The 23,549-nt window shown below is 60.9% G+C and carries 22 protein-coding genes; 15 read left to right on the top strand and 7 right to left on the bottom strand.

The window, feature by feature from the left end; genetic code table 11:
- Positions 1-116: 116 nt before the first annotated feature.
- The 5 genes from J1D76_RS06380 (at position 117) to J1D76_RS06360 (ending at position 5,590) form a co-directional block, all read left to right on the top strand.
- The gene (locus J1D76_RS06380) at positions 117-1,229 is read left to right on the top strand and encodes a polyamine ABC transporter substrate-binding protein (RefSeq protein WP_421137546.1); all 1,113 of its coding nucleotides are present in this window, start codon (positions 117-119) and stop codon (positions 1,227-1,229) included.
- 243 nt (positions 1,230-1,472) lie between these two features.
- On the top strand, positions 1,473-2,570 hold the full coding sequence (locus J1D76_RS06375; RefSeq protein ID WP_421137545.1) for a polyamine ABC transporter substrate-binding protein: 1,098 nt from the start codon (positions 1,473-1,475) through the stop codon (positions 2,568-2,570).
- A 73-nt stretch (positions 2,571-2,643) separates the two neighbouring features.
- Positions 2,644-3,786 carry an ABC transporter ATP-binding protein gene (locus J1D76_RS06370; RefSeq protein ID WP_421137544.1) on the top strand — a complete coding sequence of 381 codons (1,143 nt, stop codon included), beginning with the start codon at positions 2,644-2,646 and terminating at the stop codon, positions 3,784-3,786.
- 35 nt (positions 3,787-3,821) lie between these two features.
- The gene (locus J1D76_RS06365; protein WP_421137642.1) at positions 3,822-4,703 is read left to right on the top strand and encodes an ABC transporter permease subunit; all 882 of its coding nucleotides are present in this window, start codon (positions 3,822-3,824) and stop codon (positions 4,701-4,703) included.
- Entirely contained in the window at positions 4,700-5,590 is an 891-nt protein-coding gene (locus J1D76_RS06360) for an ABC transporter permease subunit (RefSeq protein WP_421137543.1), read from the top strand. Before J1D76_RS06365 ends, J1D76_RS06360 begins: the two co-directional genes overlap by 4 nt.
- A 107-nt stretch (positions 5,591-5,697) precedes the next feature.
- On the opposite strand, the gene J1D76_RS06355 is transcribed toward J1D76_RS06360, so the two are convergent.
- Positions 5,698-6,339, bottom strand: a complete 642-nt coding sequence (locus tag J1D76_RS06355; protein ID WP_421137641.1) for an HD domain-containing protein — start codon at positions 6,337-6,339, stop codon at positions 5,698-5,700.
- A 200-nt stretch (positions 6,340-6,539) separates the two neighbouring features.
- On the opposite strand from J1D76_RS06355, the gene J1D76_RS06350 reads away from it, so the two are divergent.
- Positions 6,540-7,505, top strand: coding sequence for a GlxA family transcriptional regulator (locus tag J1D76_RS06350; protein ID WP_421137542.1), 966 nt, complete (start codon positions 6,540-6,542; stop codon positions 7,503-7,505).
- Between the two features lie 112 nt (positions 7,506-7,617).
- Here the strand turns inward: J1D76_RS06350 and J1D76_RS06345 are convergent, their stop codons facing one another.
- Both J1D76_RS06345 and J1D76_RS06340 read right to left on the bottom strand, forming a co-directional pair.
- A complete protein-coding gene (locus J1D76_RS06345; RefSeq protein WP_421137541.1) occupies positions 7,618-10,017 on the bottom strand; it encodes a penicillin acylase family protein in 2,400 nt (799 codons plus the stop codon).
- A gap of 103 nt (positions 10,018-10,120) precedes the next feature.
- On the bottom strand, positions 10,121-10,702 hold the full coding sequence (locus J1D76_RS06340; RefSeq protein ID WP_421137540.1) for a DUF6436 domain-containing protein: 582 nt from the start codon (positions 10,700-10,702) through the stop codon (positions 10,121-10,123).
- Between the two features lie 97 nt (positions 10,703-10,799).
- Here J1D76_RS06340 and J1D76_RS06335 point away from each other — a divergent pair, with 97 nt between their 5' ends.
- Positions 10,800-11,747, top strand: a complete 948-nt coding sequence (locus J1D76_RS06335; RefSeq protein WP_421137539.1) for an alpha/beta hydrolase — start codon at positions 10,800-10,802, stop codon at positions 11,745-11,747.
- A gap of 129 nt (positions 11,748-11,876) precedes the next feature.
- On the opposite strand, the gene J1D76_RS06330 is transcribed toward J1D76_RS06335, so the two are convergent.
- The gene (locus J1D76_RS06330; protein WP_421137538.1) at positions 11,877-12,629 is read right to left on the bottom strand and encodes a DUF2059 domain-containing protein; all 753 of its coding nucleotides are present in this window, start codon (positions 12,627-12,629) and stop codon (positions 11,877-11,879) included.
- 108 nt (positions 12,630-12,737) lie between these two features.
- Here J1D76_RS06330 and J1D76_RS06325 point away from each other — a divergent pair, with 108 nt between their 5' ends.
- Both J1D76_RS06325 and J1D76_RS06320 read left to right on the top strand, forming a co-directional pair.
- On the top strand, positions 12,738-13,370 hold the full coding sequence (locus tag J1D76_RS06325; RefSeq protein WP_421137537.1) for a 2OG-Fe(II) oxygenase: 633 nt from the start codon (positions 12,738-12,740) through the stop codon (positions 13,368-13,370).
- A 2-nt stretch (positions 13,371-13,372) separates the two neighbouring features.
- On the top strand, positions 13,373-13,849 hold the full coding sequence (locus tag J1D76_RS06320) for a DUF523 domain-containing protein (RefSeq protein WP_421137536.1): 477 nt from the start codon (positions 13,373-13,375) through the stop codon (positions 13,847-13,849).
- Between the two features lie 103 nt (positions 13,850-13,952).
- Here the strand turns inward: J1D76_RS06320 and J1D76_RS06315 are convergent, their stop codons facing one another.
- Complete coding sequence (locus J1D76_RS06315) at positions 13,953-14,534, bottom strand: transporter substrate-binding domain-containing protein (RefSeq protein WP_421137535.1); 582 nt, start codon at positions 14,532-14,534, stop codon at positions 13,953-13,955.
- 136 nt (positions 14,535-14,670) lie between these two features.
- Between J1D76_RS06315 and J1D76_RS06310 the strand changes: the two genes are divergently transcribed.
- Entirely contained in the window at positions 14,671-15,099 is a 429-nt protein-coding gene (locus J1D76_RS06310) for a DUF4399 domain-containing protein (protein ID WP_421137534.1), read from the top strand.
- Positions 15,100-15,279: 180 nt separating this feature from the next.
- Here J1D76_RS06310 and serA read toward each other — a convergent pair whose 3' ends face one another.
- On the bottom strand, positions 15,280-16,509 hold the full coding sequence (gene serA / locus J1D76_RS06305) for a phosphoglycerate dehydrogenase (protein WP_421137533.1): 1,230 nt from the start codon (positions 16,507-16,509) through the stop codon (positions 15,280-15,282).
- Between the two features lie 206 nt (positions 16,510-16,715).
- Here serA and J1D76_RS06300 point away from each other — a divergent pair, with 206 nt between their 5' ends.
- The 4 genes from J1D76_RS06300 to J1D76_RS06285 all read left to right on the top strand — a co-directional run bounded on the left by J1D76_RS06300 (position 16,716) and on the right by J1D76_RS06285 (position 20,938).
- Positions 16,716-18,110, top strand: coding sequence for an FAD-binding oxidoreductase (locus J1D76_RS06300; protein ID WP_150719339.1), 1,395 nt, complete (start codon positions 16,716-16,718; stop codon positions 18,108-18,110).
- Positions 18,111-18,150: 40 nt separating this feature from the next.
- The gene (locus J1D76_RS06295; RefSeq protein ID WP_421137532.1) at positions 18,151-18,816 is read left to right on the top strand and encodes a fumarylacetoacetate hydrolase family protein; all 666 of its coding nucleotides are present in this window, start codon (positions 18,151-18,153) and stop codon (positions 18,814-18,816) included.
- 171 nt (positions 18,817-18,987) lie between these two features.
- On the top strand, positions 18,988-19,914 hold the full coding sequence (locus J1D76_RS06290; RefSeq protein ID WP_421137531.1) for an SdiA-regulated domain-containing protein: 927 nt from the start codon (positions 18,988-18,990) through the stop codon (positions 19,912-19,914).
- A 106-nt stretch (positions 19,915-20,020) separates the two neighbouring features.
- On the top strand, positions 20,021-20,938 hold the full coding sequence (locus tag J1D76_RS06285; protein WP_421137530.1) for an SdiA-regulated domain-containing protein: 918 nt from the start codon (positions 20,021-20,023) through the stop codon (positions 20,936-20,938).
- 132 nt (positions 20,939-21,070) lie between these two features.
- Here J1D76_RS06285 and rpiA read toward each other — a convergent pair whose 3' ends face one another.
- On the bottom strand, positions 21,071-21,745 hold the full coding sequence (rpiA, locus tag J1D76_RS06280) for a ribose-5-phosphate isomerase RpiA (protein WP_421137529.1): 675 nt from the start codon (positions 21,743-21,745) through the stop codon (positions 21,071-21,073).
- Between the two features lie 272 nt (positions 21,746-22,017).
- On the opposite strand from rpiA, the gene ilvA reads away from it, so the two are divergent.
- Positions 22,018-23,532, top strand: a complete 1,515-nt coding sequence (ilvA, locus tag J1D76_RS06275) for a threonine ammonia-lyase, biosynthetic (protein ID WP_421137528.1) — start codon at positions 22,018-22,020, stop codon at positions 23,530-23,532.
- The last annotated feature ends 17 nt before the right edge of the window (positions 23,533-23,549 follow it).

The raw sequence follows: 23,549 nt of genomic DNA, 5'->3' as shown, positions 1-23,549 counted from the left end.
CCAGACCTTTCCTTGAAAGACCGGTGTGGAAATTGCCAGACTAGCCGCGGTTCCAGTTGCCTGGGTTCGGCTGCTGAACAAAGTGGTTCAAAAAAGAAAAATTTGGAGCATTACGCATGAAGGCACTAGGTAAAAAGCTTGCTGGCAAGACTCTTCTTGCCATGTCCCTGGCGGGGTTGATGGCGGGCGCGGTTCAGGCCGATGACAAAGTTCTGCACGTGTACAACTGGTCCGACTACATCGCACCGGACACCATTGCCAACTTCGAAAAAGAGTCCGGCATCAAGGTGGTGTACGACGTTTTCGACAGCAACGAAACACTGGAAGCCAAGTTGCTGGCAGGCAAGTCCGGCTACGACATCGTCGTACCGTCGAACAACTTCCTGGCCAAGCAGATCAAGGCTGGCGTTTACCAGAAGCTGGACAAGTCCAAGCTGCCTAACTGGAAGAACCTGAACCCGGACCTGCTCAAAGCGGTATCGGTGAGCGACCCGGGTAACGAACACGCATTCCCTTACATGTGGGGCTCGATCGGTATCGGCTTCAACGCCGAGAAGGTCAAGGCTGCACTGGGTGCCGACGCACCTGTGGATTCCTGGGACCTGATCTTCAAGCCGGAAAACGCCGCCAAGCTGAAGGCCTGTGGCATCAGCCTGCTGGACTCGCCAACCGAGATGATTCCGGTGGCACTGCACTACCTGGGCCTGCCAACCGACAGCCAGAAGAAAGAAGACATCGACAAGGCTGAAGCGCTGCTGCTCAAAGTCCGTCCTTCGATCGCCTACTTCCACTCCTCCAAGTACATCTCCGACCTGGCCAACGGCAACATCTGCGTAGCCGTGGGTTACTCGGGTGACGTGTACCAGGCCAAGTCCCGCGCTGCTGAAGCCGGTGACAAGGTGAAAGTCAGCTACAACATTCCGAAAGAAGGTGCCGGCAGCTTCTACGACATGGTCGCCATCCCCAAGGATGCCGAAAACGTCGAAGGCGCCTACAAGTTCATGACCTACCTGCAGAAGCCGGAAGTCATGGCGGCCATCACCAACGCCGTGCGCTTCCCGAACGGTAACGCCGCTGCAACCCCACTGGTCGATAAAGACATCACCAGCGACCCGGGCGTTTACCCACCGGCAGACGTGCTGGCCAAGCTGTACGCGATTGCCGACTTGCCGGCCGCGACCCAGCGGATCATGACCCGCAGCTGGACCAAGATTAAATCGGGTAAATAAGTAATGACCTTGTAGGAGCCAGCCTGCTCGCGAAAAAAATCGCAATGCCGCGGGGTGTCAGGCACCCATCGTTATCGTTGACGATCATCGCGAGCAGGCTCGCTCCCACAGGTATATGTGCATAAAAGTTTTGCTGGAACGGTTTTTCGAGGGTAAGTTGCGCGCCGGTTTTGTTACTGGGCAACCACGGTTGTCATGTAACGCGGGGCAACTTGGGCCCAACTAATTTCAGAGGACCTCCACTTGCCTATTTTTTCTATGTTGCGCAATGCCATGCTGGTCGGCGCCGGACTGACGATTGCTGTCAGTGTCCAGGCGGCCGGTACTGTGCATATTTATAACTGGTCGGACTACATCGGCGAGACCACCCTGGCCGATTTCCAGAAAGAGACCGGCATCAAACCGGTTTATGACGTCTTCGACTCCAACGAAACCCTGGAAGGCAAGTTGCTGGCCGGGCGTACCGGTTACGACGTGGTCGTGCCGTCGAACCACTTCCTCGGCAAGCAGATCAAGGCCGGGGCTTTCCAGAAGCTCGACAAGTCGCAGCTGACCAATTACTCGAACCTCGACCCGGTGCTGCTCAAGCGCCTGGAACAGAACGATCCGGGCAACCTGTATGCCGTACCGTACCTCTGGGGCACCAACGGCATCGGTTACAACGTCGACAAGGTCAAGGCTGTGCTGGGCGTCGACAAGATCGATTCCTGGGGCGTGTTGTTCGAACCGGAAAACATCAAGAAACTGCACAGCTGCGGCGTAGCGTTCCTTGATTCGGCCGATGAAATGATGCCGACGGTGCTCAACTACATGGGCTTGAATGCCAACAGCACCAACCCTGACGATTACAAAAAGGCCACTGAGAAGTTGCTCGCCGTGCGTCCGTTCGTGACCTACTTCCACTCATCCAAATACATCGCGGACCTGGCCAACGGCGACATTTGCGTGGCGATCGGTTTCTCCGGCGACATCTTCCAGGCCAAGCACCGTGCCGAAGAAGCCAAGAAAGGCGTGAACATCGCCTACTCGATCCCCAAAGAGGGCGGCGCGCTCTGGTTCGACATGCTGGCGATCCCCAAGGATTCGAAAAACGTCAAGGAGGCCCACGCCTTCATCAACTATTTACTGAAGCCTGAGGTGATTGCCCAGGTCAGTGATTACGTCGGCTACGCCAACCCAAATCCTGGGTCGGACAAACTGATGGAACAGTCCATTCGCACCGACGAAGCGGTTTATCCACCGCAAGCCGTGCTCGACAAGACCTACGTGTCGGTCGAGTTGCCGCCAAATATTCAACGTTTGATGACCCGCAGCTGGACCACGGTCAAGACGGGTAAATAGTTTCAAGGCTCAAACTATCCAAGGTTGGCTCACCTTGAGCGAACTGCACTCTTTTTTTCTGGGAGTTTCGTAAATGGCAGTTGCCTCCGGCGCCTATAAGAAAGCCCTCGAGGGCGACCAGCAACCTAAACAGGTGCTGGTCAAAATCGACCGGGTCACGAAGAAGTTCGACGAGACGATTGCCGTGGACGATGTGTCCCTGGAAATCAAGAAAGGCGAAATTTTCGCCCTGCTCGGCGGTTCGGGATCGGGCAAATCCACCTTGCTGCGCATGCTCGCAGGTTTCGAACGGCCGACAGAGGGGCGGATTTTCCTCGATGGCGTAGACATCACCGACATGCCGCCGTACGAGCGGCCGATCAACATGATGTTCCAGTCGTACGCCTTGTTCCCGCACATGACCGTGGCGCAGAACATCGCCTTCGGCCTCAAGCAGGACAAGATTTCGAACTCTGAAATCGATGCCCGCGTGGCCGAAATGCTCAAGCTGGTACAGATGAGCCAGTACGCCAAGCGCAAGCCTCACCAGTTGTCCGGCGGTCAGCGTCAGCGTGTGGCCCTGGCCCGTTCGCTGGCCAAGAAACCGAAGCTGTTGCTGCTCGACGAACCGATGGGTGCACTGGACAAGAAGCTGCGTTCGCAAATGCAGCTGGAACTGGTGGAGATCATCGAGCGCGTCGGCGTAACCTGCGTCATGGTGACCCACGACCAGGAAGAGGCCATGACCATGGCCGAGCGCATCGCGATCATGCACCTGGGCTGGATCGCGCAGATCGGCAGCCCGATCGACATCTACGAAACCCCGACCAGCCGCCTGGTCTGCGAATTCATCGGTAACGTGAACATCTTCGAAGGCGAAGTGATCGACGACGCCGAAGGCCACGCGATCATTACCTGCAAAGACATGGACCACCAGATCTACGTGGGCCACGGCATCAGCACGTCGGTGCAGGACAAGTCGGTCACCTACGCAATCCGTCCGGAGAAGCTGCTGGTCACCGCCGACAAACCGACCTGCGAATACAACTGGTCCAGCGGCAAGGTGCACGACATCGCCTACCTCGGCGGTCACTCGGTGTTCTACGTCGAGCTGCCAAGCGGCAAGATCGTGCAATCGTTCGTGGCCAACGCCGAACGCCGTGGTGCACGTCCGACCTGGGGTGACCAGGTCTACGTGTGGTGGGAAGACGACAGCGGCGTGGTACTTCGCTCATGAACATGCGCAAATTCAAACGCCGTCTCAATCGAATAATTCCCGGTGGCCGTCAGATGGTCATCGGCATCCCATTCATCTGGCTGTTCCTGTTCTTCATGCTGCCGTTCTTCATCGTTCTGAAGATCAGCTTCGCCGAAGCAGACGTGGCCATTCCGCCGTACACCGAAATCTACACCTACGCCGAACAAAAGCTGCAACTGCTGCTTAACCTCGGCAACTACGCGATGCTGGCCGGTGACGAGCTGTACATCGCCGCCTACCTCGGCTCGTTGAAGATGGCGTTTTTCAGCACCATCCTTTGCCTGTTGATCGGTTACCCGATGGCCTACGGCATCTCCGTTGCCCGCAAGGAAGTGCAGACGGTGCTGGTGCTGCTGATCATGATGCCGACCTGGACCGCGATCCTGATCCGCGTCTACGCGTGGATGGGCATCCTCAGCAACAACGGCCTGCTCAATGGTTTCCTGATGAGCATGGGCTGGATCAACGAACCGCTGCAGATCCTCAACACCAACCTGGCGGTGTACATCGGCGTTGTCTATTCGTACCTGCCGTTCATGATCCTGCCGCTGTACGCCAACCTGGTGAAGCACGACCACAGCTTGCTGGAAGCCGCTTCGGACCTCGGGTCGAGCACCTTCAACAGCTTCTGGAAAATCACCGTGCCGCTGTCGAAAAACGGCATCATCGCTGGCTGCATGCTGGTGTTCATCCCGGTAGTGGGCGAGTTCGTGATCCCGGAACTGCTCGGCGGTCCGGAAACCCTGATGATCGGTAAAGTGCTCTGGCAAGAGTTCTTCAACAACCGTGACTGGCCGGTGGCATCCGCCCTGGCGGTGGTGATGCTGGCGATCCTGATTGTGCCGATCATCCTGTTCAACCGCAGTCAGGCCAAGGAAATGGAGGGTAAAGAATGAAGCGCTTCCGTTTCTCCAGCATGATGCTGATCCTGGGGTTGTTGTTCATCTACCTGCCGATGCTGATCCTGGTGATCTACTCGTTCAACGCCTCCAAACTGGTGACGGTATGGGGCGGCTGGTCGATCAAGTGGTACGTCGGCCTGCTCGACAACACCCAACTGATGGGCTCGGTGGTGCGCTCGCTGGAAATCGCCTGCTACACGGCGGTGGCGGCGGTGGCACTGGGTACCCTGGCAGCGTTCGTCCTGACGCGCATCACGCGCTTCAAGGGCCGCACGTTGTTCGGTGGCCTGGTCACCGCGCCACTGGTCATGCCTGAGGTAATCACCGGTCTGTCGCTGTTGCTGCTGTTCGTGGCCATGGCGCAGATGATTGGCTGGCCGCAGGAGCGCGGCATCGTCACCATCTGGATCGCTCACACCACGTTCTGCGCGGCCTATGTCGCGGTGGTAGTGTCGGCTCGCCTGCGTGAGCTGGACCTGTCCATCGAAGAGGCGGCCATGGACCTCGGTGCGAAGCCGTGGAAAGTGTTCTTCCTGATCACCATCCCGATGATCGCGCCGTCGCTGGCAGCGGGCGGCATGATGTCGTTCGCGTTGTCCCTCGATGACCTGGTGTTGGCGAGCTTCGTGTCGGGTCCGGGTTCGACGACCCTGCCGATGGAAGTGTTCTCGGCGGTACGTCTGGGCGTGAAACCCGAGATCAACGCCGTGGCAAGCCTGATCCTGCTGGCGGTGTCGATCGTGACCTTCCTGGTCTGGTTCTTCAGCCGTCGCGCCGAAGAAAGCCGCAAGCGTGCAATCCAGCAAGCCATCGAAGAGGCAGCCGCCGATTCGTGGAAGCAACCGGACGTGCGTCGCGCACAGGCTCCGGAAGCGGCTTGAGCCTGGTCCCATGCCCTCTGTAGGAGCCGGCTTGCTGGCGATGATGTGTCAGACACATTGATTTCGACTGACGCGCCATCGCCAGCAAGCCGGCTCCTACAGGCGACTTATGCGGCCCACGGGGATTTGCGGATGACCTCGACGAAGTTCATCGGCTTGAACCCTGGTGCCTGATCCACCAGCACATCGGTCTTCACGTTGCCGAACGTGGTCTGCGGACGATGACGCAAGCCATCGGCAAACGCGCAGATGATGCACTCCTTGAACCCCTCGCCCCGTGGATGCGCATGCACCACCGCTTCACGCTGCACGGTGGAAAACGCCGCGTAGTCCATGCCCAGCACGTCCATTTCGACGCCGGCGGTCACCAGCGCAACCGTCGGCCGCAGATGCCGCGGAACGCCCGGCGTGGTGTGCAGCGCAATCGACAGCCAGACCTGCTCGATGTCGTCATCGCTCAAACCGTAAGGCTTGAGGAACGCGGCTGCCGCGTTGGCGCCATCCACTTCGAAGCGCTCATTGTCGCTGCGGTGGCCTTCCACCAGGCCCAGGTCATGGAACATCGCGCCGACGTACAAAAGCTCGGGGTTGTAGGTCAGTTGCTTGCGTTCACCGCTCAGTGCGCCGAACAGGAACACTCGGCGCGAGTGGTGGTAGAGCAGGTCCGATTCAATGTCGCGGATGTATTCGGTGGTGGCCCTGGCCAGTGCGCTGTCGGGGATCTTGATACCGGCGATGGTGGTGCTCATGGGGTTTTCCTCGAAGTGATTGCCGTGGCGGTACTGAGGGTTCAGTTTGTTGCGGCCCCAAAAACCGGGCAATCGCGCCATGGCTGCGATCCCGGCCAATGAGCGTGCATATCGTGCCAACCTCGCTTGTTGGGTGTGGATTGGCTAGGGTGCCTACAGGTACGTATTGCCATTCAATGCCATCAGAGGCGTTTTGAACCATGAGTAAAACCGTCGCCATCGTGGTGTTCGCCGGCGTCCAGTCGCTGGATGTCACCGGCCCCTTGGATGTGTTTTCCGAGGCCAATCGATTCCTGGCCCCGCAGGATCACTATCGACTGGAGGTGATCGGCGTGGAGCGCGGGATCATGGCGTGTTCCAACGGCTTGGCACTCAATGCCCACCGGCACTTCAGCGAAGCGCTGGAGGCCTACGACCTGTTGCTGGTGGCGGGCGGGCCGCAGTTGCCGTTCATGGATTTCGGCCGGGCATTCGATGGCTGGTTGCGCGACGCCTGTGCGCGGGCCCGCCGCTTTGGCTCGATCTGCAATGGCGCCTTCATGCTCGCCCGCGCCGGGTTGCTTGAGGGACGTACGGTCACCACCCATTGGCAGGACGCCGCGGACCTTGCGGCGCTGTGCCCCTCGTCCCGGGTCGAAGCGGATCGGCTGTACGTCGAGGACGGCGAGTTGTTCACCTCGGCTGGTGTTACGGCGGGCATCGATCTGTCGCTGTACTTATTGGGTCGCGATCATGGGCCGGAAGTGGCGCTGAGCGTCGCCAAGCGCCTCGTGGTGTTTACCCAACGCTCAGGCGGACAATCGCAATTCAGCCCGTTCCTCACGCCCCATGCCGAACCGACGTCGGCGGTCGCAATGGTTCAGCATTACGTGCTGGCCAACCTCACCGGTGACCTGACCATCGCTGACCTGGCCAACGCGGCCAACATGAGCGCACGCAATTTTTCCCGGGTGTTTGCCAGGGAGGCGAAAATCACCCCGGCCGAGTTCGTTGAGCGGGCGCGGGTAGATGCAGCGCGGGTGATGCTCGAAAGCACACGGGCGCCGCTCAAGACCGTGGCTTACCAGTGCGGTTTTCGCGATGCCCAGCACATGCGCAGCGTGTTCAATCGCAGGTTGGGCGTGACGCCGCAGCAGTTCAGGCTGAATTTTGCGGCGATGGTTTGAGGGCCCTTTCGCAGGCAAGCCCGCTCCCACAGCGGACCGTGTTCATCCAGACAACTCGGTCAACTGTGGGAGCGGGCTTGCCCGCGAAGAGGCCAGTGCGGCCAATGAAGATTTACTGCGCAGCGCGCGCCGGCATCAGCTTCAACGTACTGCGCGTATTGGCGCTCACCTCTTCGTCATTCAGATGCGCCTGGAAGTACATCCCTTCGACATACGCCTCGGCCTGATCCTCATAGTGACTGTCAGTCGGCACGCCGCTCTGGCCGACCGGGTTGACCGTCAGGCTGTGGGCCGGGTCGGCGAAGTCGATCAGGCGTCGGGTCGAGGGACCGTAGGTCACTGCCCACGGCGCCGGGCCGATCTTGGCCGAGAGGTTGTTCGGCACTTCATGGCTGCCGGGGGCGGCGAAGGGGCCGACATTGAAAATCAGGTCCAACGGCTTTTGTTGGCCCAGCGGATGACCATGGGTCAGCGTGTGCGCGTTGCCCCACTGCCATTGCGTAGAGTCTTCACCGAGGCTGGTCTTGAGGTGCGCGATGCTGGCCTGCCACGCCGCCTTCACCGTGTCGGCGCGGGTTTCCTTGCCGAGGGTGTTGCGGTTGTCCCACCACGGCGAGTTGGCGTCAGCGGCCAGGCGCGGTAGCGCGGCGTCGATCACCCGGGTCGACAACAGCGTTTCGAAGAAGTCGTCACCCAGCTCATCGTGCAGGGTCGCGTCAGCGAGGTTGAACAGGAACTGGTTGAACAGCGTGGCGCTGGTCGACTCGAGCGGGTAATCGCCTTTCCACTGAGCCAGTTGCTCCACCAGTTGGCGTTCGGCGGGATCGCTCACCACTTCGCGCAGTACCGGCAGCAGCGGCGCCAACAGACGCGGGCCGTAGGCGGTGGTGGTGCCCAATTGCAGTTGCTGGCTGTTCTCCAGGTCCCACTTGACCGCTTTGTCGCTGAGCTGGCGATTGAGCTGTTGACCACGGTCGGCGAGGTTGTAGTAACCGGGGATCTCCATGCCGGTCGGCGAAACCGGCTGGAAGTTGGCCGAGACGATGTAGCCGCGTGCCGGGTTTTCCTCCTGCGGGTTGGCGCTGAACGGGTAGAAACCGTCCTTGTCGGCCTCGGCGGTACTGCCGTCGAGGATGAACCATGGCTTTACACCCGCCGGCCGCTTGGGCAATTGCGCCGCCGCCCACCAGCCGATGTCACCCTTGGCATTGGCCCAGACCACGTTCAGGCCCGGTGCCTGGATTTTTGCGGCGGCACTGCGGGCCTTGGCCAGGGTGTCGGCGCGGTTGAGCTGGTAGAAACCCTCCAGGATCGGGTTCTGGGTTTCGAGAAACGCCCACCACATGGCAATCGGCGTCTTGCCGACGCCACGGCCCAAGGCATCGTTAATGATCGGACCATGGGGCGACTGGCGCAGCACCAGCGTCACCGGTGCCTGGCCCTTGACGGCAATCTGCTGCTCGCTGGTGGTCATGTCCACCCACTTGCCGCGATACCAGACCTGATTGGGGTTGTCCGGGTTGACCTTCTCGGCGATCAGGTCGAGGTCGTCGTTCTGGAACATGGTGATGCTCCAGCCGAAGTCACGGTTCATGCCCAGCGAAGCGAACGGCATCAGCGCCTGATAGTGGCCGTAAAGCTCAAAGCCCGGCGCCGAGAGGTGTGCTTCGTACCACACCGACGGTGCGGAAAAACGGATATGCGGATCGCCCGCCAACAGAGGCTTGCCGCTTTGCGTGCGGCTGCCCGCGACGACCCAGGCGTTGCTGCCTTCGAACTGCGGCAGGCCGTTGTCGGCCAGTGCCTGTTCGCTCAGGCGGGCGAGGGCGTTGAGGTCTTTCCAGTCGGCACTGGCCAAGGCAGGTGCGGCCCCGTTGAGCACGCCCTTGGGCTGCCAGTCGAGATCGAAGATGTTCAGGTATTGCGGCCCCAGTTGATCGCGCACAAAGGTCAGCAAGGGTTCGGTACGAAACGCGACGGCGAAGCTGTAGGCCATGTAGCCGGCGATGCTGACGGTGTCCTGGGCGGTGAACGGACGCTTGGGAATGCCCAGCACATCGAACTCCACGGGTCTGGCGTGGCTGTCCTGATACTGGTTGATGCCGTCCAGGTAGGCCTGCATGGCGATGAAGGCGGGCGACTGTTTGTCGAGGTCGGCCAGGTAGGTCTCGGCGCGTTCGCGAATGCGCAGGCTGCGCATCAGCTTGTCAGTGTCGAGCAGCTTCGGGCCGAGCACTTCGGCCAGTTCGCCACGGGCCAGGCGCCGCAGGACTTCCATCTGGAACAAGCGGTCCTGGGCATGCACGTAGCCGAGGGCGCGGTACAGGTCGGCTTCGTTTTCGGCGCGAATGTGCGGCACGCCGCGCTCGTCGTAGCGCACCGAGACCGGCCCTTGCAGGTGTTGCAGTTCCACCGTGCCCTGGCGTGACGGCTGCTTGCTGTAGAGATACCCGCCGGCCCCGGCGGCCAGCACGACGATCAACAGAGCGAGAGCGGTCAAGCTGCGTTTCATGGAGACTCCTTGTTGTTATTGTGATTCCTGGTGCCACTGTGTAACACGGCGCGCCGGTCTGACGCATCGCCTGTAGGAGGGATTCGTATTGCCGCGTTTGTCCCTACCGCGCCGTGTCGAGCGACCACGGGCAGTAACACCCCACGGCCAGTGTGTGCGTTGCACTCACTTCACGCCCCTCATCCAGCGCTTGCAGGATCGGTTCGATAAAGCTGTTGCTCGAATTGCAGGTCAGGCCTTCGCTGTAGGGGCCGAAGTACGCGAGTTTGCCGCTGCGGTCCCAGATCGCCACGGCTGGGCTGGCGGGGATCTGTTCGGACCCTGGCAGGATGTCGATGGTCTTGAGGCGGCTCAAGGTGCCCGGCAACTGGCCGTGACTGCCGGGCTTTTGCACCGCGTAGAACTCCACGCCATGGGAGACGTAGCGCTCGACCAGTTCGGTCAGGTGTTGTTGATTGCCGACATTGCACGGGCAGGCCGGGTCCCAGAAATGCACCAGGCGGATGGCGCCGGGGCCGGCGAGGTCGTCGGGCAGGCGCAGCGGATCGCCGGAAAACATCGCTGTGTGTTCGCTGAACGCGCGCAGGTAACGCCCCTGAAACCAGTCATAGGCCGCCCACAACACACCCGCGCACACCACGGCGAGCAGGCTGGCAAACAGGGTGGCGCGAAGGGGCGAGCGCATCAGGTTCAATCCTCGAAGGTCGGCTAGCTTGCCATGCTTGCGGCGACAGAAGAATATCGCAGGCCTATAAACACCGTTTCACGTTCTGGAATCGTCCATGCCCGCTACTTTCGACCCTGATCTTCTACGTGCAAGTCTGCTGCCTCTGGCAGCCGGGCAGCCGTTGTCGGCGCAAGCGCAGGCGTACCAGCGCTTCTACGGACTGGATTTTGCGCCGCGTCAGGTGCGCAGTGGCCTTGGGCGATTCGAGGTCGACGGGTATGAACTGGTCAGCCAGTTCTGGTGGCCCGAGCAGGCCAAGGCGACGCTGTTTGTGTTCCACGGTTTCTACGACCACACCGGGCTCTACCGGCACGTGATCGAATGGGCATTGGATCAGGGCTTTGCGGTGATCGCGTGCGACTTGCCAGGGCATGGGTTGTCCAGCGGCGAACGGGCGAGCATCAAGGATTTCGCCGAGTATCAGGACACGCTGCAAGGCTTGTTCAGCGAAGCGCAGTCCCTCGACCTGCCGCAGCCGTGGCACCTGTGCGGGCAGAGCACTGGCGGGGCGATCGTGATCGATCATGTGTTGAATGCGGGGGCGAACAGCCCGGCCCAGGGCCAGGTGATTTTGTTGTCGCCACTGGTGCGGCCGCGAGCGTGGGGTTGGTCGCAGTTCAGTTATTACCTGCTCAAGCCGTTCGTCAAAGCCATTGCCCGGCGTTTCAGCGAGAACTCCAACGACCCGGCCTTCCTGCCGTTCCTGCAAGCTGACCCGTTGCAGCCGCTGCGTCTGCCGACCGCCTGGGTCGGGGCGTTGGCGCGCTGGATCAAGCGCATCGAGGCGGCACCTGCGAGCCTGCGTCGGCCGCTGATCGTGCAGGGGCAGGCCGACATGACGGTGGATTGGGAACACAACCTGGCGGTGTTGCGCGGCAAGTTTGATCGGCCGCAGGTGTTGATGTTGCCGCAGGCGCGGCATCATCTGGCGAATGAGACGCTGGGGATGCGCGTGGAGTATTTCGGGTTTTTGACCAAACGGATCAAAGGCCGCAATCCCTAGCGGCAGGCCCGGCCCCTTCGCGGGCAAGCACGCTCCCACAGGATTGGCGGCGATCACAAAAATGTGGGTTGACTCGAAACACTGTAGGAGCGGGCTTGCCCGCGAAGGCGATCTATCGGGCGCCGAACATCACTGGGCCAGGTTCGAATTGCTCTGCCCCACCGCCAACCCCGCCCGGATCGCCGCCAGTGCCGCCTGGTAATAAGCCTGGCCTTCGGCCGATTCGGCAAAGGTCGCAAACTCTTCCAGCTCGTTATCCGACAGGCCGCGATAAACATACAGCAGCGTGTTGTCGAGGTCGCTGCCGATCTGATCCATCAGGCGCTGGCGCTGCCCGTTCAACATGCCCTGGGCTTGGCCGGCGCCGAGCAGTCCCGGAATCATCGAACTCAGGCTGTCGGCGGCAACGCCGGCAATCGCCAGGCTGACCTCCGCGCCGGCCTCGCGTGCGGGCAGCGCTTGTGCCAGATGGCCGATGATCAGCAGGCGGCTGTCGCTGGCCTGCATCTTCGGCAAACCCTTGGCGTTTTTTGCCAGTTGGTCGCGGCGGGTCGCCAGCAACTCGGCGGAGACGACTTTCTTGCCCAGCGGCGACTGGAAAAACGTCAGTGCGGGCTTGGGGTCGGCGAGGTTCTTGCGCAATTGCGCTTCGGCGCGCTGGTCCACGGACTGAGCGGCAAAACGCTGGTTGCTGTTGTTGACCAGTGCCTGGAACACCGCCGGTGGCAGGCTGCCCTGGTAGCGTTGTTGGGCCGCGGAGAGAGCGTCGTTGAAATGCGCGCGTTGTTCCGGCCAGCCGGCGACCTTGTACAACTGGTCATGCCCGTCTGCCCAGGCGGGCACAACGCAGAACATCAGCAGGGATAAAAGCAAACGGCGCATAGGGACTCCTGTCAGCAGGCGACTATTCTCCGTGCGGTATCGGCACTTGTCGAGAATTCGTATCAACCCGCTGCGTGGCTCTGTCGGATTTCCGGGCACAGGCATACTATGCGCGGCATGCAAATACCCTCTGATCACCCGCTGCTGTTACGAATCGTCGACGACCTGGCCGAGCACGGCTGGTCGCAGCAGAATATTTTCCTGCCCGAGGATCTGACCCAAGCGCTGGCAGCCGAGTGCCGTCAACGTGCGGCCGAAGGTGAGCTCGCGCCGGCAGCGGTGGGGCGTGGGCCGACTTCGGAGATTCGCGAGGGGATTCGCGGTGACCATATCCAGTGGATCGACCCTGGGCAGGCTGAGGCATGCGACAGCTACCTGAGCCTGATGGACAGCCTGCGCGAGGCGATCAATCGCGGCCTGTTCATGGGTCTTGAGGATTTCGAAAGCCATTTCGCCATGTACCCACCGGGTGCCTTTTACCTCAAGCACGTCGACCGCTTCCGTGATGACGACCGGCGCAGGGTATCGGCCGTGGTCTACCTCAATGATCATTGGCTGCCCGAGCACGGCGGCCAGTTGCGCATGTACCTCGATAACGGGCGAGTCCATGACGTGCAGCCCATCGGCGGTTGCCTGGTGGTGTTTCTTTCCGGTGAGGTGCCCCATGAAGTCCTGCCCGCCCTGCGCGATCGCCTGTCGTTGACCGGCTGGTTTCGCCGGCGCGGTAACGAGCCGTTCTGATCATGCAGAAAATACTCGTCAGCCGCTGCCTGTTGGGCCACCGCGTGCGCTACGACGGCGGGGCCAGCGGGCCGTTCGACCAGCTTCAGCAATGGCTGGATGAAGGCCGGGTGGTGCCGTTGTGCCCGGAGGTGGCCGGTGGCTTGCCGACACCGCGGGCGGCGGCGGAGATTCCGGGCGGGCAGGGCGTGCAAGTGCTCGATGGCCAGGCGTCGGTGATCACCACCGAGGGCGAGGATGTCAGTGCGCAGTTCCTGTCGGGGGCGTATCAGGCGCTGGAGTTGGTCCGCCAGCATGGCATCCGCATCGCCATCCTCAAGGCCAACAGTCCGTCCTGTGGCAATTTGCTGACCTATGACGGCACCTTCAGCGGGGTGAAAGTCAGTGGCGAGGGTGTGACGGCAGCCTTGCTCAAGCGCCACGGGGTGCAGGTGTTCAGCGAGCTGGAGTTGCCGCAGGCCGCAGCAGCCTTGGACTAACACACCCTTGTAGGAGCTGGCTTGCCAGCGAAGAGGTCATCACGGTCAACACAAATGTTGGTCCGGACGCCGCCTTCGCTGGCAAGCCAGCTCCTACAGGTCATTATTCGGACACTGCTTCCGTATCCTTCTCCAGCCACTTCTGCTCCAGTGCATGCAGGCGTCCATCGTCCTTGATGCGCTGCAACGCATTTTCCAGACTCGCGTGGAACGCCGGATTGCCCTTCTGGAACGGAATCGCCAGGCTCACGGCCGGGTTGCTCTTGGGTTTCTGTTCGTTCAGCGATTGCACCAGCAGCAGGGAGCGCGGCGCGTCTTTCTGCGCGAGCAATTGGGCGCTGGTTTGAATGTAAGGCTCGCTGAAGTCGAAACGATCCTTGAGATCCGGGGTCACTGCTATGTGGTTGATGGCGATGTCGTATTTGCCACTTTCCACGCCGGTCAACAGGTCGCTGCCGTCGGTGACGACAAAGTCGGCCCGGACATCGAGTTCGCTGGCCAGCAGTTGGCCCAGCTCGACTTCGAAACCGGTGAGTTTGTCGTCTTTTTTGAAGTTGAACGGGGGAGTGTTGGCCTCGACGGCAATGCGCAACTCGCCACGGTCGTTGACGTCATCAATCAGTTCGGCGTGAGCCAAGGGGCTCAAAAGGGGTAGCAGGCAGATCAGGCCAGGCAGAAGGCGCATGGTCACTCCTTTGAATTTATTATCGCGGACCCTCTGATTCAGGCTCGCTTTGCTATGGTTGTCGAGTGCCTTCGACAACGAATGGCCATGAAGTTGTCATGGTCACGTGGATTTTACGGAAAAACTGGAGAAGAAAATGAAAAGCTTGATGTCACGTGCAGCCCTGGCTGGCCTGTTGATGGGCGTTTCAGTGCTGGCCAGTGCCGCCACACCAGCGCCCAAAGGGGCCGAAGTGTCCATCGTTTCACCCGAAGACGGTGCTACGGTTCCACAGACGTTCACCGTCAAGTTCGCGGTCGAGAACATTGCGCTGGCGCCCGCAGGCGACGTCACCAAGAACACCGGCCATCACCACCTGCTGATCGACGTCGACAAACTGCCGGCCGAAGGTGAGCCGATTCCGCAGGGCAATCCGCACATCATGCATTTCGGCAAGGCGCAGACCCAGGCAGACATCAAGCTGGCCCCGGGCAAGCACACCTTGCAGTTGGAACTGGGCGACAGCGGCCACATGCCGTTCGATCCGCCGATCGTGTCGAAGAAAATCACCGTCAACGTCGAGTAAAAAAGGCAGCCCTTTGGGGCTAACGCTGTTCTGTAGGAGCGAGCTCGCTCGCGAAGGACTCGAGAGCGCCGTGTTTAGCCAGTCAGCACGCGTAATCGTTAACGTCCTTCGCGAGCAGGCTCGCTCCCACAAAAAAGGGAGCCCCGAGGGGGGGCTCCCTTTTTTCAACGGCGCCTGTTCTTAGAACAGAACGCGGCTACGGATGGTGCCGTTGACGTGTTGCAGCTTCTCTTGCGCCAACTCCGAGTACTCGGCGTCGACGTCGATGACCACGTAGCCAACCTTCTCGTTGGTCTGCAGGAACTGACCGGAGATGTTGATGCCGTTTTCGGCGAAGACCTTGTTGATCTCGCTCATCACACCCGGGATGTTCTCGTGGATGTGCAGCAGGCGGTGCTTGCCAGGGTGAGCCGGCAGGGCCACTTCCGGGAAGTTCACCGACGAAACGGAAGTACCGTTGTCGCTGTACTTGACCAGTTTCTCGGCCACTTCCAGACCGATGTTGGCTTGCGCTTCGGCGGTGGAACCACCGATGTGCGGGGTCAGGATCACGTTGTCCAGGCCACGCAGCGGGCTTTCGAACTCTTCGTCGTTGGAGCGTGGCTCCACCGGGAACACGTCGATGGCCGCGCCGATCAGGTGCTTGTCCTTGATGGCGGCCGCCAGGTGGTCCAGCTCGACCACGGTGCCGCGGGCTGCGTTGATCAGGATGCCGCCCTTCTTGATGGCGCGGATTTCCTTCTCGCCGATCATCCACTGGGTAGCAGCGGTTTCCGGAACGTGCAGGGTGACGATGTCGGACATCGCCAGCAGTTCGTGCAGGTTGCCGACCTGGGTGGCGTTACCCAGTGGCAGCTTGGTCACGGTATCGTAGAAGTACACCTGCATGCCCAGGCCTTCGGCCAGGACCGACAGTTGGGTGCCGATCGAGCCGTAGCCGACGATGCCCAGCTTCTTGCCACGGATTTCGAAGGAGTTGGCCGCGCTCTTGATCCAGCCGCCACGGTGGCAGGAAGCGTTCTTCTCAGGGATGCCGCGCAGCAGCAGGATCGCTTCGGCCAGCACCAGTTCCGCCACGGAACGGGTGTTGGAATACGGCGCGTTGAACACGGCGATGCCGCGTTCGCGAGCGGCGCTCAGGTCGACCTGGTTGGTGCCGATGCAGAAACAGCCGACCGCGACCAGCTTCTTCGCGTGATCGAAGATTTCTTCGGTCAGCTGGGTGCGCGAGCGAATGCCGATGAAGTGAGCGTCAGCGATCTTTTCCTTGAGCTGGGCTTCCGGCAGAGAACCTGTGAGGTACTCGATGCTGGTGTAGCCCGCCGCCTTGAGGACGTCGACAGCCGATTGGTGGACGCCTTCGAGAAGAAGGAACTTGATCTTGCTCTTATCGAGAGAAGTCTTGCTCATCTGCGTAAACCTGTATCCCGGAGAAAAATGGCAGGGAAGGGAGCAGCCCGGAGCTGACCCGCACGGCAAGAAAGCCGTCACCGCAGAACACCCGTTGGGCACTATCCTGCGGGGTCGGTATGCTAGCATATGCGCCCCGCTAAACACTCATTCCTGCGACGTGAAGCGTTCTCAGGATGACCATGAATTGTTCGAGAGTTCTGTCGATGACCAATCCTGCCCTGATTGAAGAGCTGAAGACCCTGGTTGAGCCTGGCAAGGTGTTGACCGATGCCGACTCCCTGAATGCCTACGGAAAGGATTGGACCAAGCATTTCGCCCCGGCCCCGACCGCCATCGTGTTTCCCAAGACCACCGAGCAGGTCCAGGCCATTGTCCTGTGGGCCAACAAACACAAGGTGGCGCTGGTGCCATCCGGCGGACGTACCGGGTTGTCCGCCGCTGCCGTGGCCGCCAATGGCGAAGTCGTCGTGTCGTTCGACTACATGAACCAGATCCTCGACGTAAACCTCACCGACCGTACTGCCGTTTGCCAGCCGGGCGTGGTCACCAAGCAATTGCAGAACGTCGCTGAAGAAAAAGGCTTGTACTACCCGGTGGACTTTGCTTCGTCCGGTTCGAGCCAGATTGGCGGCAATATCGGCACCAATGCCGGCGGGATCAAGGTCATTCGCTACGGCATGACCCGCAACTGGGTGGCCGGCATGAAAGTCGTCACCGGCAAGGGCGATGTGCTGGAGCTGAACCGCGACCTGATCAAGAACGCTACCGGCTACGACATGCGCCAACTGTTCATCGGCGCCGAAGGCACCCTGGGGTTTGTGGTCGAAGCGACCATGCGCCTGGACCGTGCGCCGAAAAACCTCACCGCGATGGTCCTCGGCACCGCCGATTTCGACTCGATCATGCCGGTACTGCACGCGTTCCAGAGCAAGCTCGACCTGACCGCCTTCGAATTTTTCTCCGACAAAGCCCTGGCCAAAGTCATGGGCCGGGGTGACGTTCCGGCGCCGTTCGAAACCGATTGCCCGTTCTATGCATTGCTCGAATTCGAAGCGACCACCGAAGAAGTGGCCAACCACGCCCTGGAAACCTTCGAGCACTGCGTCGAGCAGGGCTGGGTGCTGGACGGCGTGATGAGCCAGAGCGAAACCCAGCTGCACAACCTGTGGAAGCTGCGCGAATACATCTCCGAAACCATTTCCCACTGGACGCCGTACAAGAACGACATTTCGGTCACCGTGTCGAAAGTGCCAGCGTTCCTCAAGGAAATCGATGCGATCGTCGGCGAACACTACCCGGACTTCGAAATCGTCTGGTTCGGCCACATCGGCGACGGCAACCTGCACTTGAACATCCTCAAGCCGGATAACCTGAGCAAGGATGAGTTCTTCGCCAAGTGTGCCACCGTCAACAAGTGGGTGTTCGAAACCGTCGAGAAGTACAACGGTTCGATTTCCGCCGAACACGGCGTGGGCATGACCAAGCGCGATTACTTGACCTACAGCCGTTCCCCGGTTGAGATCGAGTACATGAAAGCGGTCAAGGCGGTGTTCGACCCGAACGGGATCATGAACCCGGGCAAGATCTTCGCGGTTTGATCTGCAATCCTTAAGCATCCATTGAAGGCAGGAGTCGGTAATGAGCTATCAGCACCAGTATGTCGACGGTACGCGTATTCATTTCCCGCTGGGGAAAGTGGTGTGCATCGGCCGTAACTACGCCGAGCACGCCAAGGAACTGGACAACCCGGTGCCCACCGAGCCGCTGCTGTTCATCAAGCCGGGCAGTTGCGTGGTGCCGCTGGAAGGTGGCTTCAGCATTCCGACCGAGCGTGGTTCGGTGCACTACGAAGCGGAAATCGCAGTGTTGATCGGCAAGCCGTTGTCGACCAAGCCGAGCCGTGAAGAAGTGCTCGACGCCATCTCCGGCTTCGCCCCGGCCCTGGACCTGACCCTGCGCGACAAGCAGGCCGAGCTGAAATCCAAGGGCCTGCCGTGGGAAATCGCCAAGTCCTTCGACGGAGCGGCGGTGATTGCGCCATTCGTGTCCGGCAGCACCTTTGCCGACCTGACCGACATTGGCATCCGCCTGACCATCAATGGCGAAGTGCGCCAGGACGGTAACAGCAGCGTGATGCTCAACCCGATCGTGCCGATGATCCAGCACATGGCCGGCTGCTTCTCGCTGCAGGCCGGCGACGTGATCCTCACCGGCACGCCAGTGGGTGTCGGGCCGTTGAACGTCGGTGACGAACTCGTCCTGGAACTGCCGGGCGCCAGCCGCTTCACCAGCAGCGTCCGCTAACCCCCCTGTAGGCGCTGGCTTGCCAGCGAAGACGGCATAACATTCAACATCTATGTTGCCTGTTACACCGCTTTCGCTGGCAAGCCAGCGCCTACAAGGAGGTTGTGTGCGGCTGGGCCGTCCCCAGTCGTGCTATTACCCCTAGCCTGAATTTCTGGAATGCATTCGCCGATGGCCACTCCTAAGCTTTCCACGCTTGAACCTGCCCGCCGCCCACGCTTTTCCTTGCGCTGGTCCACCTGGCTGCTGCTGGTGGCGGTTGTCGCCTACGGCGTGGCGTTTGTCATGCATTGGGATTCACGCGGCGTGCTCTGGGTGAAAGAGCAATTCAAGAGCCCGGCCGAGCGTGAAGCGAGCATCTGGCTGCCGGACTATCGCGCGGTGATCGATGCCAAGCCGCTGCCGGGCATGGAGAAGGACGAGGCCTCGGACCTCTCCTACGACCCGCAGACCAAGACCCTGTTTTCGGTGATGGGCAAGAACCCGTTCCTGGTCGAGCTGACCTTGCAGGGCGACGTGCTGCGCAAAATGCCCTTGAAAGGCTGGAGCAACCCGGAAGGCGTCACCGTGCTGGGTGACGGTCGACTGGCGATTGTCGATGAGCGCGAGCACCTGATCACCCTCGTCAAGGTCGATGCCACTACCCGCGAGCTGAACGCCGCCGACTTCCCGAAATACGACCTCGGGCCGTCAAAGGACCAGAACAAGGCGTTCGAAGGCGTCGTGTGGGATTCGCAAAACAAGCAATTGGTGCTGGGCGAAGAGCGCCCACCGGCATTGTTCACCTGGAAAGGTGACGGCCAGGTGCTGACCGGCGACAAGCTGAAGCTGGCCAGCCATGCGCTGGACATGCGCAACCTGTCGGCACTGGCCATCGATCCCCGCACCGGTCACATGCTGGTGCTGTCCGCTGACTCGCACCTGCTGCTGGAGCTGGACAAGAAGGGCGAGCAAGTCAGCTTCATCGCCCTGCTGCGTGGCTTCAACGGCCTGAAAAACACCATTCCGCGTGCCGAAGGCGTGGCCATGGACGAAGCGGGCACGCTGTACATGGTGAGTGAACCGAACCTGTTCTATCGCTTCGAAAAGCACCCGTAACCCGCTCGCGAGCACGGGGCCTGTACGTTAAAGGCCCGTGACCTTTAAGCTTCAGTTCAGACAGGCGTGATATTTCATCCGCCTGTTTCGAACCGAGCCCGCCCGAATGCGCCGATTTGCCCGTCCCAAGCCCCTGTTTCTGATCCTGTCGGCAATCGCGCTGATCGCATTGATTGCGCTCGGCCAATACCAGCGGCTATTCGAGCGTGCCTGGTTCAATGTGCACAAGCTCTGGCAGCCGGTGAGTGCGCTGTCGATGGGGCTGGATCAATACCGGGTCGTGACAGAGGCGCAGGTGATCGATGGCCTGACGGATAACGTCTCGGCGTTGACCTACGATCCGGTGCGCAAAAGCCTGTTCACCGTCACCAACAAGCGCAGCGAGTTGATCGAGCTGTCCCTCGACGGCCGGATCCTGCGTCGTGTGGCGTTGATCGGTTTCGGCGATCCGGAGGCGGTGGAGTTCATCAGCGAAGACGTTTATGTGGTTACGGATGAAAGCCAGCAGCGGCTGATCAAGATCCGCCTGGAGCCGGACACTGTCTTCGTCGACGCGACAGACGCCGAGCAGATGACCGTCGGTGTGCACATGGGCAGCAACAAGGGCTTCGAGGGCCTGGCTTACGATTCTGTCGGCAAGCGTTTGTTTGTCGCCAAGGAACGCAACCCGATGCTGATCTACGAAGTGCACGGTTTTCCCCGGTTCAATCCTGAAGAATCCTACTCGGTACACGTGATCAACGACCCCAAACGTGATGCCGGGATGTTCGTGCGCGACCTGTCGAGCCTGCAATACGACGAGCGCAGCGGGCATTTGCTGGCGTTGTCGGATGAGTCGCGGCTGATTCTGGAGCTGGATGTGGACGGGCGTCCGCTGAGTACCCTGTCGCTGGACAAGGGGCGCCAGGGCCTGCAAAAAGCCGTGCCGCAAGCAGAAGGGATCGCCATGGGCGACGACGGTACGCTGTACCTGGTGAGCGAGCCGAACCTGTTCTACGTGTTCAAGAAACCGGCACAACCCTGATTCCGACTGGCTTTTTGTAGGAACTGGCTTGCCAGCGAATAGGCCGTAACATTCAACATTGATGTTGCCTCTTACACCGCTTTCGCTGGCAAGCCAGCTCCTACAAAAGCCAGTCCCTGCAGGGTGTGTGCCTTACTCGGCGCGCAGGGTCTTCACGCCTTCGCTCGTACCCAGCAACAGCAGATCCGCCGGACGCGCCGCGAACAAGCCGTTGGTGACCACGCCGACAATCGCATTGATCTGCGTCTCCAGTTCCACCGGGTTGGTGATCTGCATGTTGAACACGTCGAGGATGATGTTGCCGTTGTCGGTCAACACGCCTTCGCGGTACACCGGGTCGCCGCCGAGCTTCACCAGCTCGCGGGCCACGTGGCTGCGGGCCATCGGGATCACTTCAACCGGCAATGGGAAGTTGCCGAGGACCGGTACCAGCTTGCTGGCGTCGGCGATGCAGATGAAGGTCTTGGCCACGGCCGCGACAATCTTCTCGCGGGTCAGGGCTGCGCCGCCGCCCTTGATCAGGTTCAGGTGCGCGTCGCTTTCATCGGCGCCGTCGACGTAGAACTCAAGGTCGCTGACGGTGTTGAGTTCGTACACCGGAATGCCATGGCCCTTGAGGCGTGCGGCGGTGGCTTCGGAGCTGGCGACGGCGCCATCGAATGCGCCCTTGTGCTTGGCCAGGGCATCGATGAAGCAGTTGGCGGTGGAGCCGGTGCCGACCCCGACGATGCTCTTGTCGTCGAGTTTCGGAAGGATGAAGTCGACGGCGGCCTGAGCCACTGCCTGTTTGAGTTGATCCTGGTTCATGCGGGCTCCGGGGTGCCGAGGAGGGAAACAAAGGCCGGCATTATAGGCTTCGGGGCGGGGAAGGTCATTGCCCGATTGGCGGGTTGGCATCCCAGGTCATTGTAGGAGCGAGCTTGCTCGCGATGGTCGTTAACGATAACGCGTAAAAACAGGTGTTCAGTGGCGTCATTGCGTTTTTCGCGAGCAAGCTCGCTCCTACAACAGGTGGTCGTACGGCCAAAAGCCGGGTTAGACTCCGTGGTCCTGCCCAACCCGCTCAGTGATGCTTTCCGATGCTTGAACAGTACGTCAAAAAGATCCTCACCTCGCGCGTTTATGACGTTGCCGTAGAAACCCCGTTGCAGTCTGCTCGCCAGCTCTCCGAGCGGCTGGGCAACAGCATTTGGCTCAAGCGCGAAGACTTGCAGCCGGTGTTCTCGTTCAAGATTCGCGGTGCCTACAACAAGCTGACCCAGCTGAGCGACGAAGAGCGCGCTCGCGGCGTGGTCACCGCATCAGCGGGCAACCATGCGCAAGGCCTGGCCCTGGCGGCCAAGGTGTTGGGCGTGAAAGCGACCATCGTCATGCCCAAGACCACCCCCGAGATCAAGGTCGAAGGCGTGCGCTCGCGTGGCGGCAAAGTGGTGCTGCACGGCGATTCCTTCCCGGAAGCCCTGGCCTACTCGCTGAAACTGGTCGACGAAAAAGGCTACGTCTACATTCACCCCTATGACGATCCCCACACCATTGCCGGGCAGGGCACCGTGGCGATGGAGATCCTGCGCCAGCACCCGCAACCCCTGGACGCGATTTTCGTCCCAGTGGGCGGCGGCGGCCTGATTGCCGGCATCGCGGCGTACGTGAAGTACCTGCGCCCGGACATCAAGGTCATCGGCGTCGAGCCGGACGACTCCAACTGCCTGCAAGCCGCCATGGCTGCCGGTGAGCGCGTGGTGTTGCCGACCGTGGGCATTTTCGCCGACGGCGTCGCGGTGGCCCAGATCGGCCAGCACACGTTCGACATCTGCAAAGACTACGTCGATGAGGTGATCACCGTCAGCACCGACGAAATCTGCGCCGCGATCAAGGATATCTACGACGATACCCGCTCGATCACCGAACCTGCCGGCGCGTTGGGCGTGGCCGGGATCAAGAAGTACGTCGAGCAGCGCGGTGTCAGCGGCCAGACCTTCGTCGCCATCGACTCCGGTGCCAACGTCAATTTCGACCGCCTGCGCCACGTCGCCGAGCGTGCCGAACTGGGCGAGGGCCGTGAAGCGATCATCGCCGTGACCATTCCCGAGAAACCGGGCAGCTTCAAGGCGTTCTGCGAAGCCATCGGCAAGCGCCAGATCACCGAATTCAACTACCGCTACAACACCGGCAGCGAAGCGCACATCTTCGTCGGGGTACAAACGCACCCGGAAAACGACCCGCGCAGCACGCTGATCGCCAGCCTGGGCGAGCAAGGTTTCCCGGTGCTGGACCTGACCGACAACGAACTGGCCAAGTTGCACATCCGCCACATGGTCGGTGGTCGCGCCGCGCACGTGGTCGACGAAGTGATCCTGCGCTTCGAGTTCCCGGAGCGTCCGGGCGCGCTGTTCAACTTCCTCAACAAACTCGGCGGGCGCTGGAACATCTCGATGTTCCACTACCGCAACCATGGCGCGGCCGATGGCCGAGTGGTCGCGGGCCTGCAAGTGCCTCACGACGAACGCCACCTGGTGCCGGCGGCGCTGGAAGAAATCGGCTACCCGTACTGGGATGAAAGCGACAACCCGGCCTATCAACTGTTTCTAGGCTGAACGGCTACGCTGATGGG

Origin of the sequence: Pseudomonas sp. NFX15 (assembly GCF_049132105.1) — a bacterium.
In the GTDB taxonomy this organism is placed as follows: domain Bacteria; phylum Pseudomonadota; class Gammaproteobacteria; order Pseudomonadales; family Pseudomonadaceae; genus Aquipseudomonas.
This window is presented reverse-complemented; position numbering and strand designations above follow the sequence as displayed.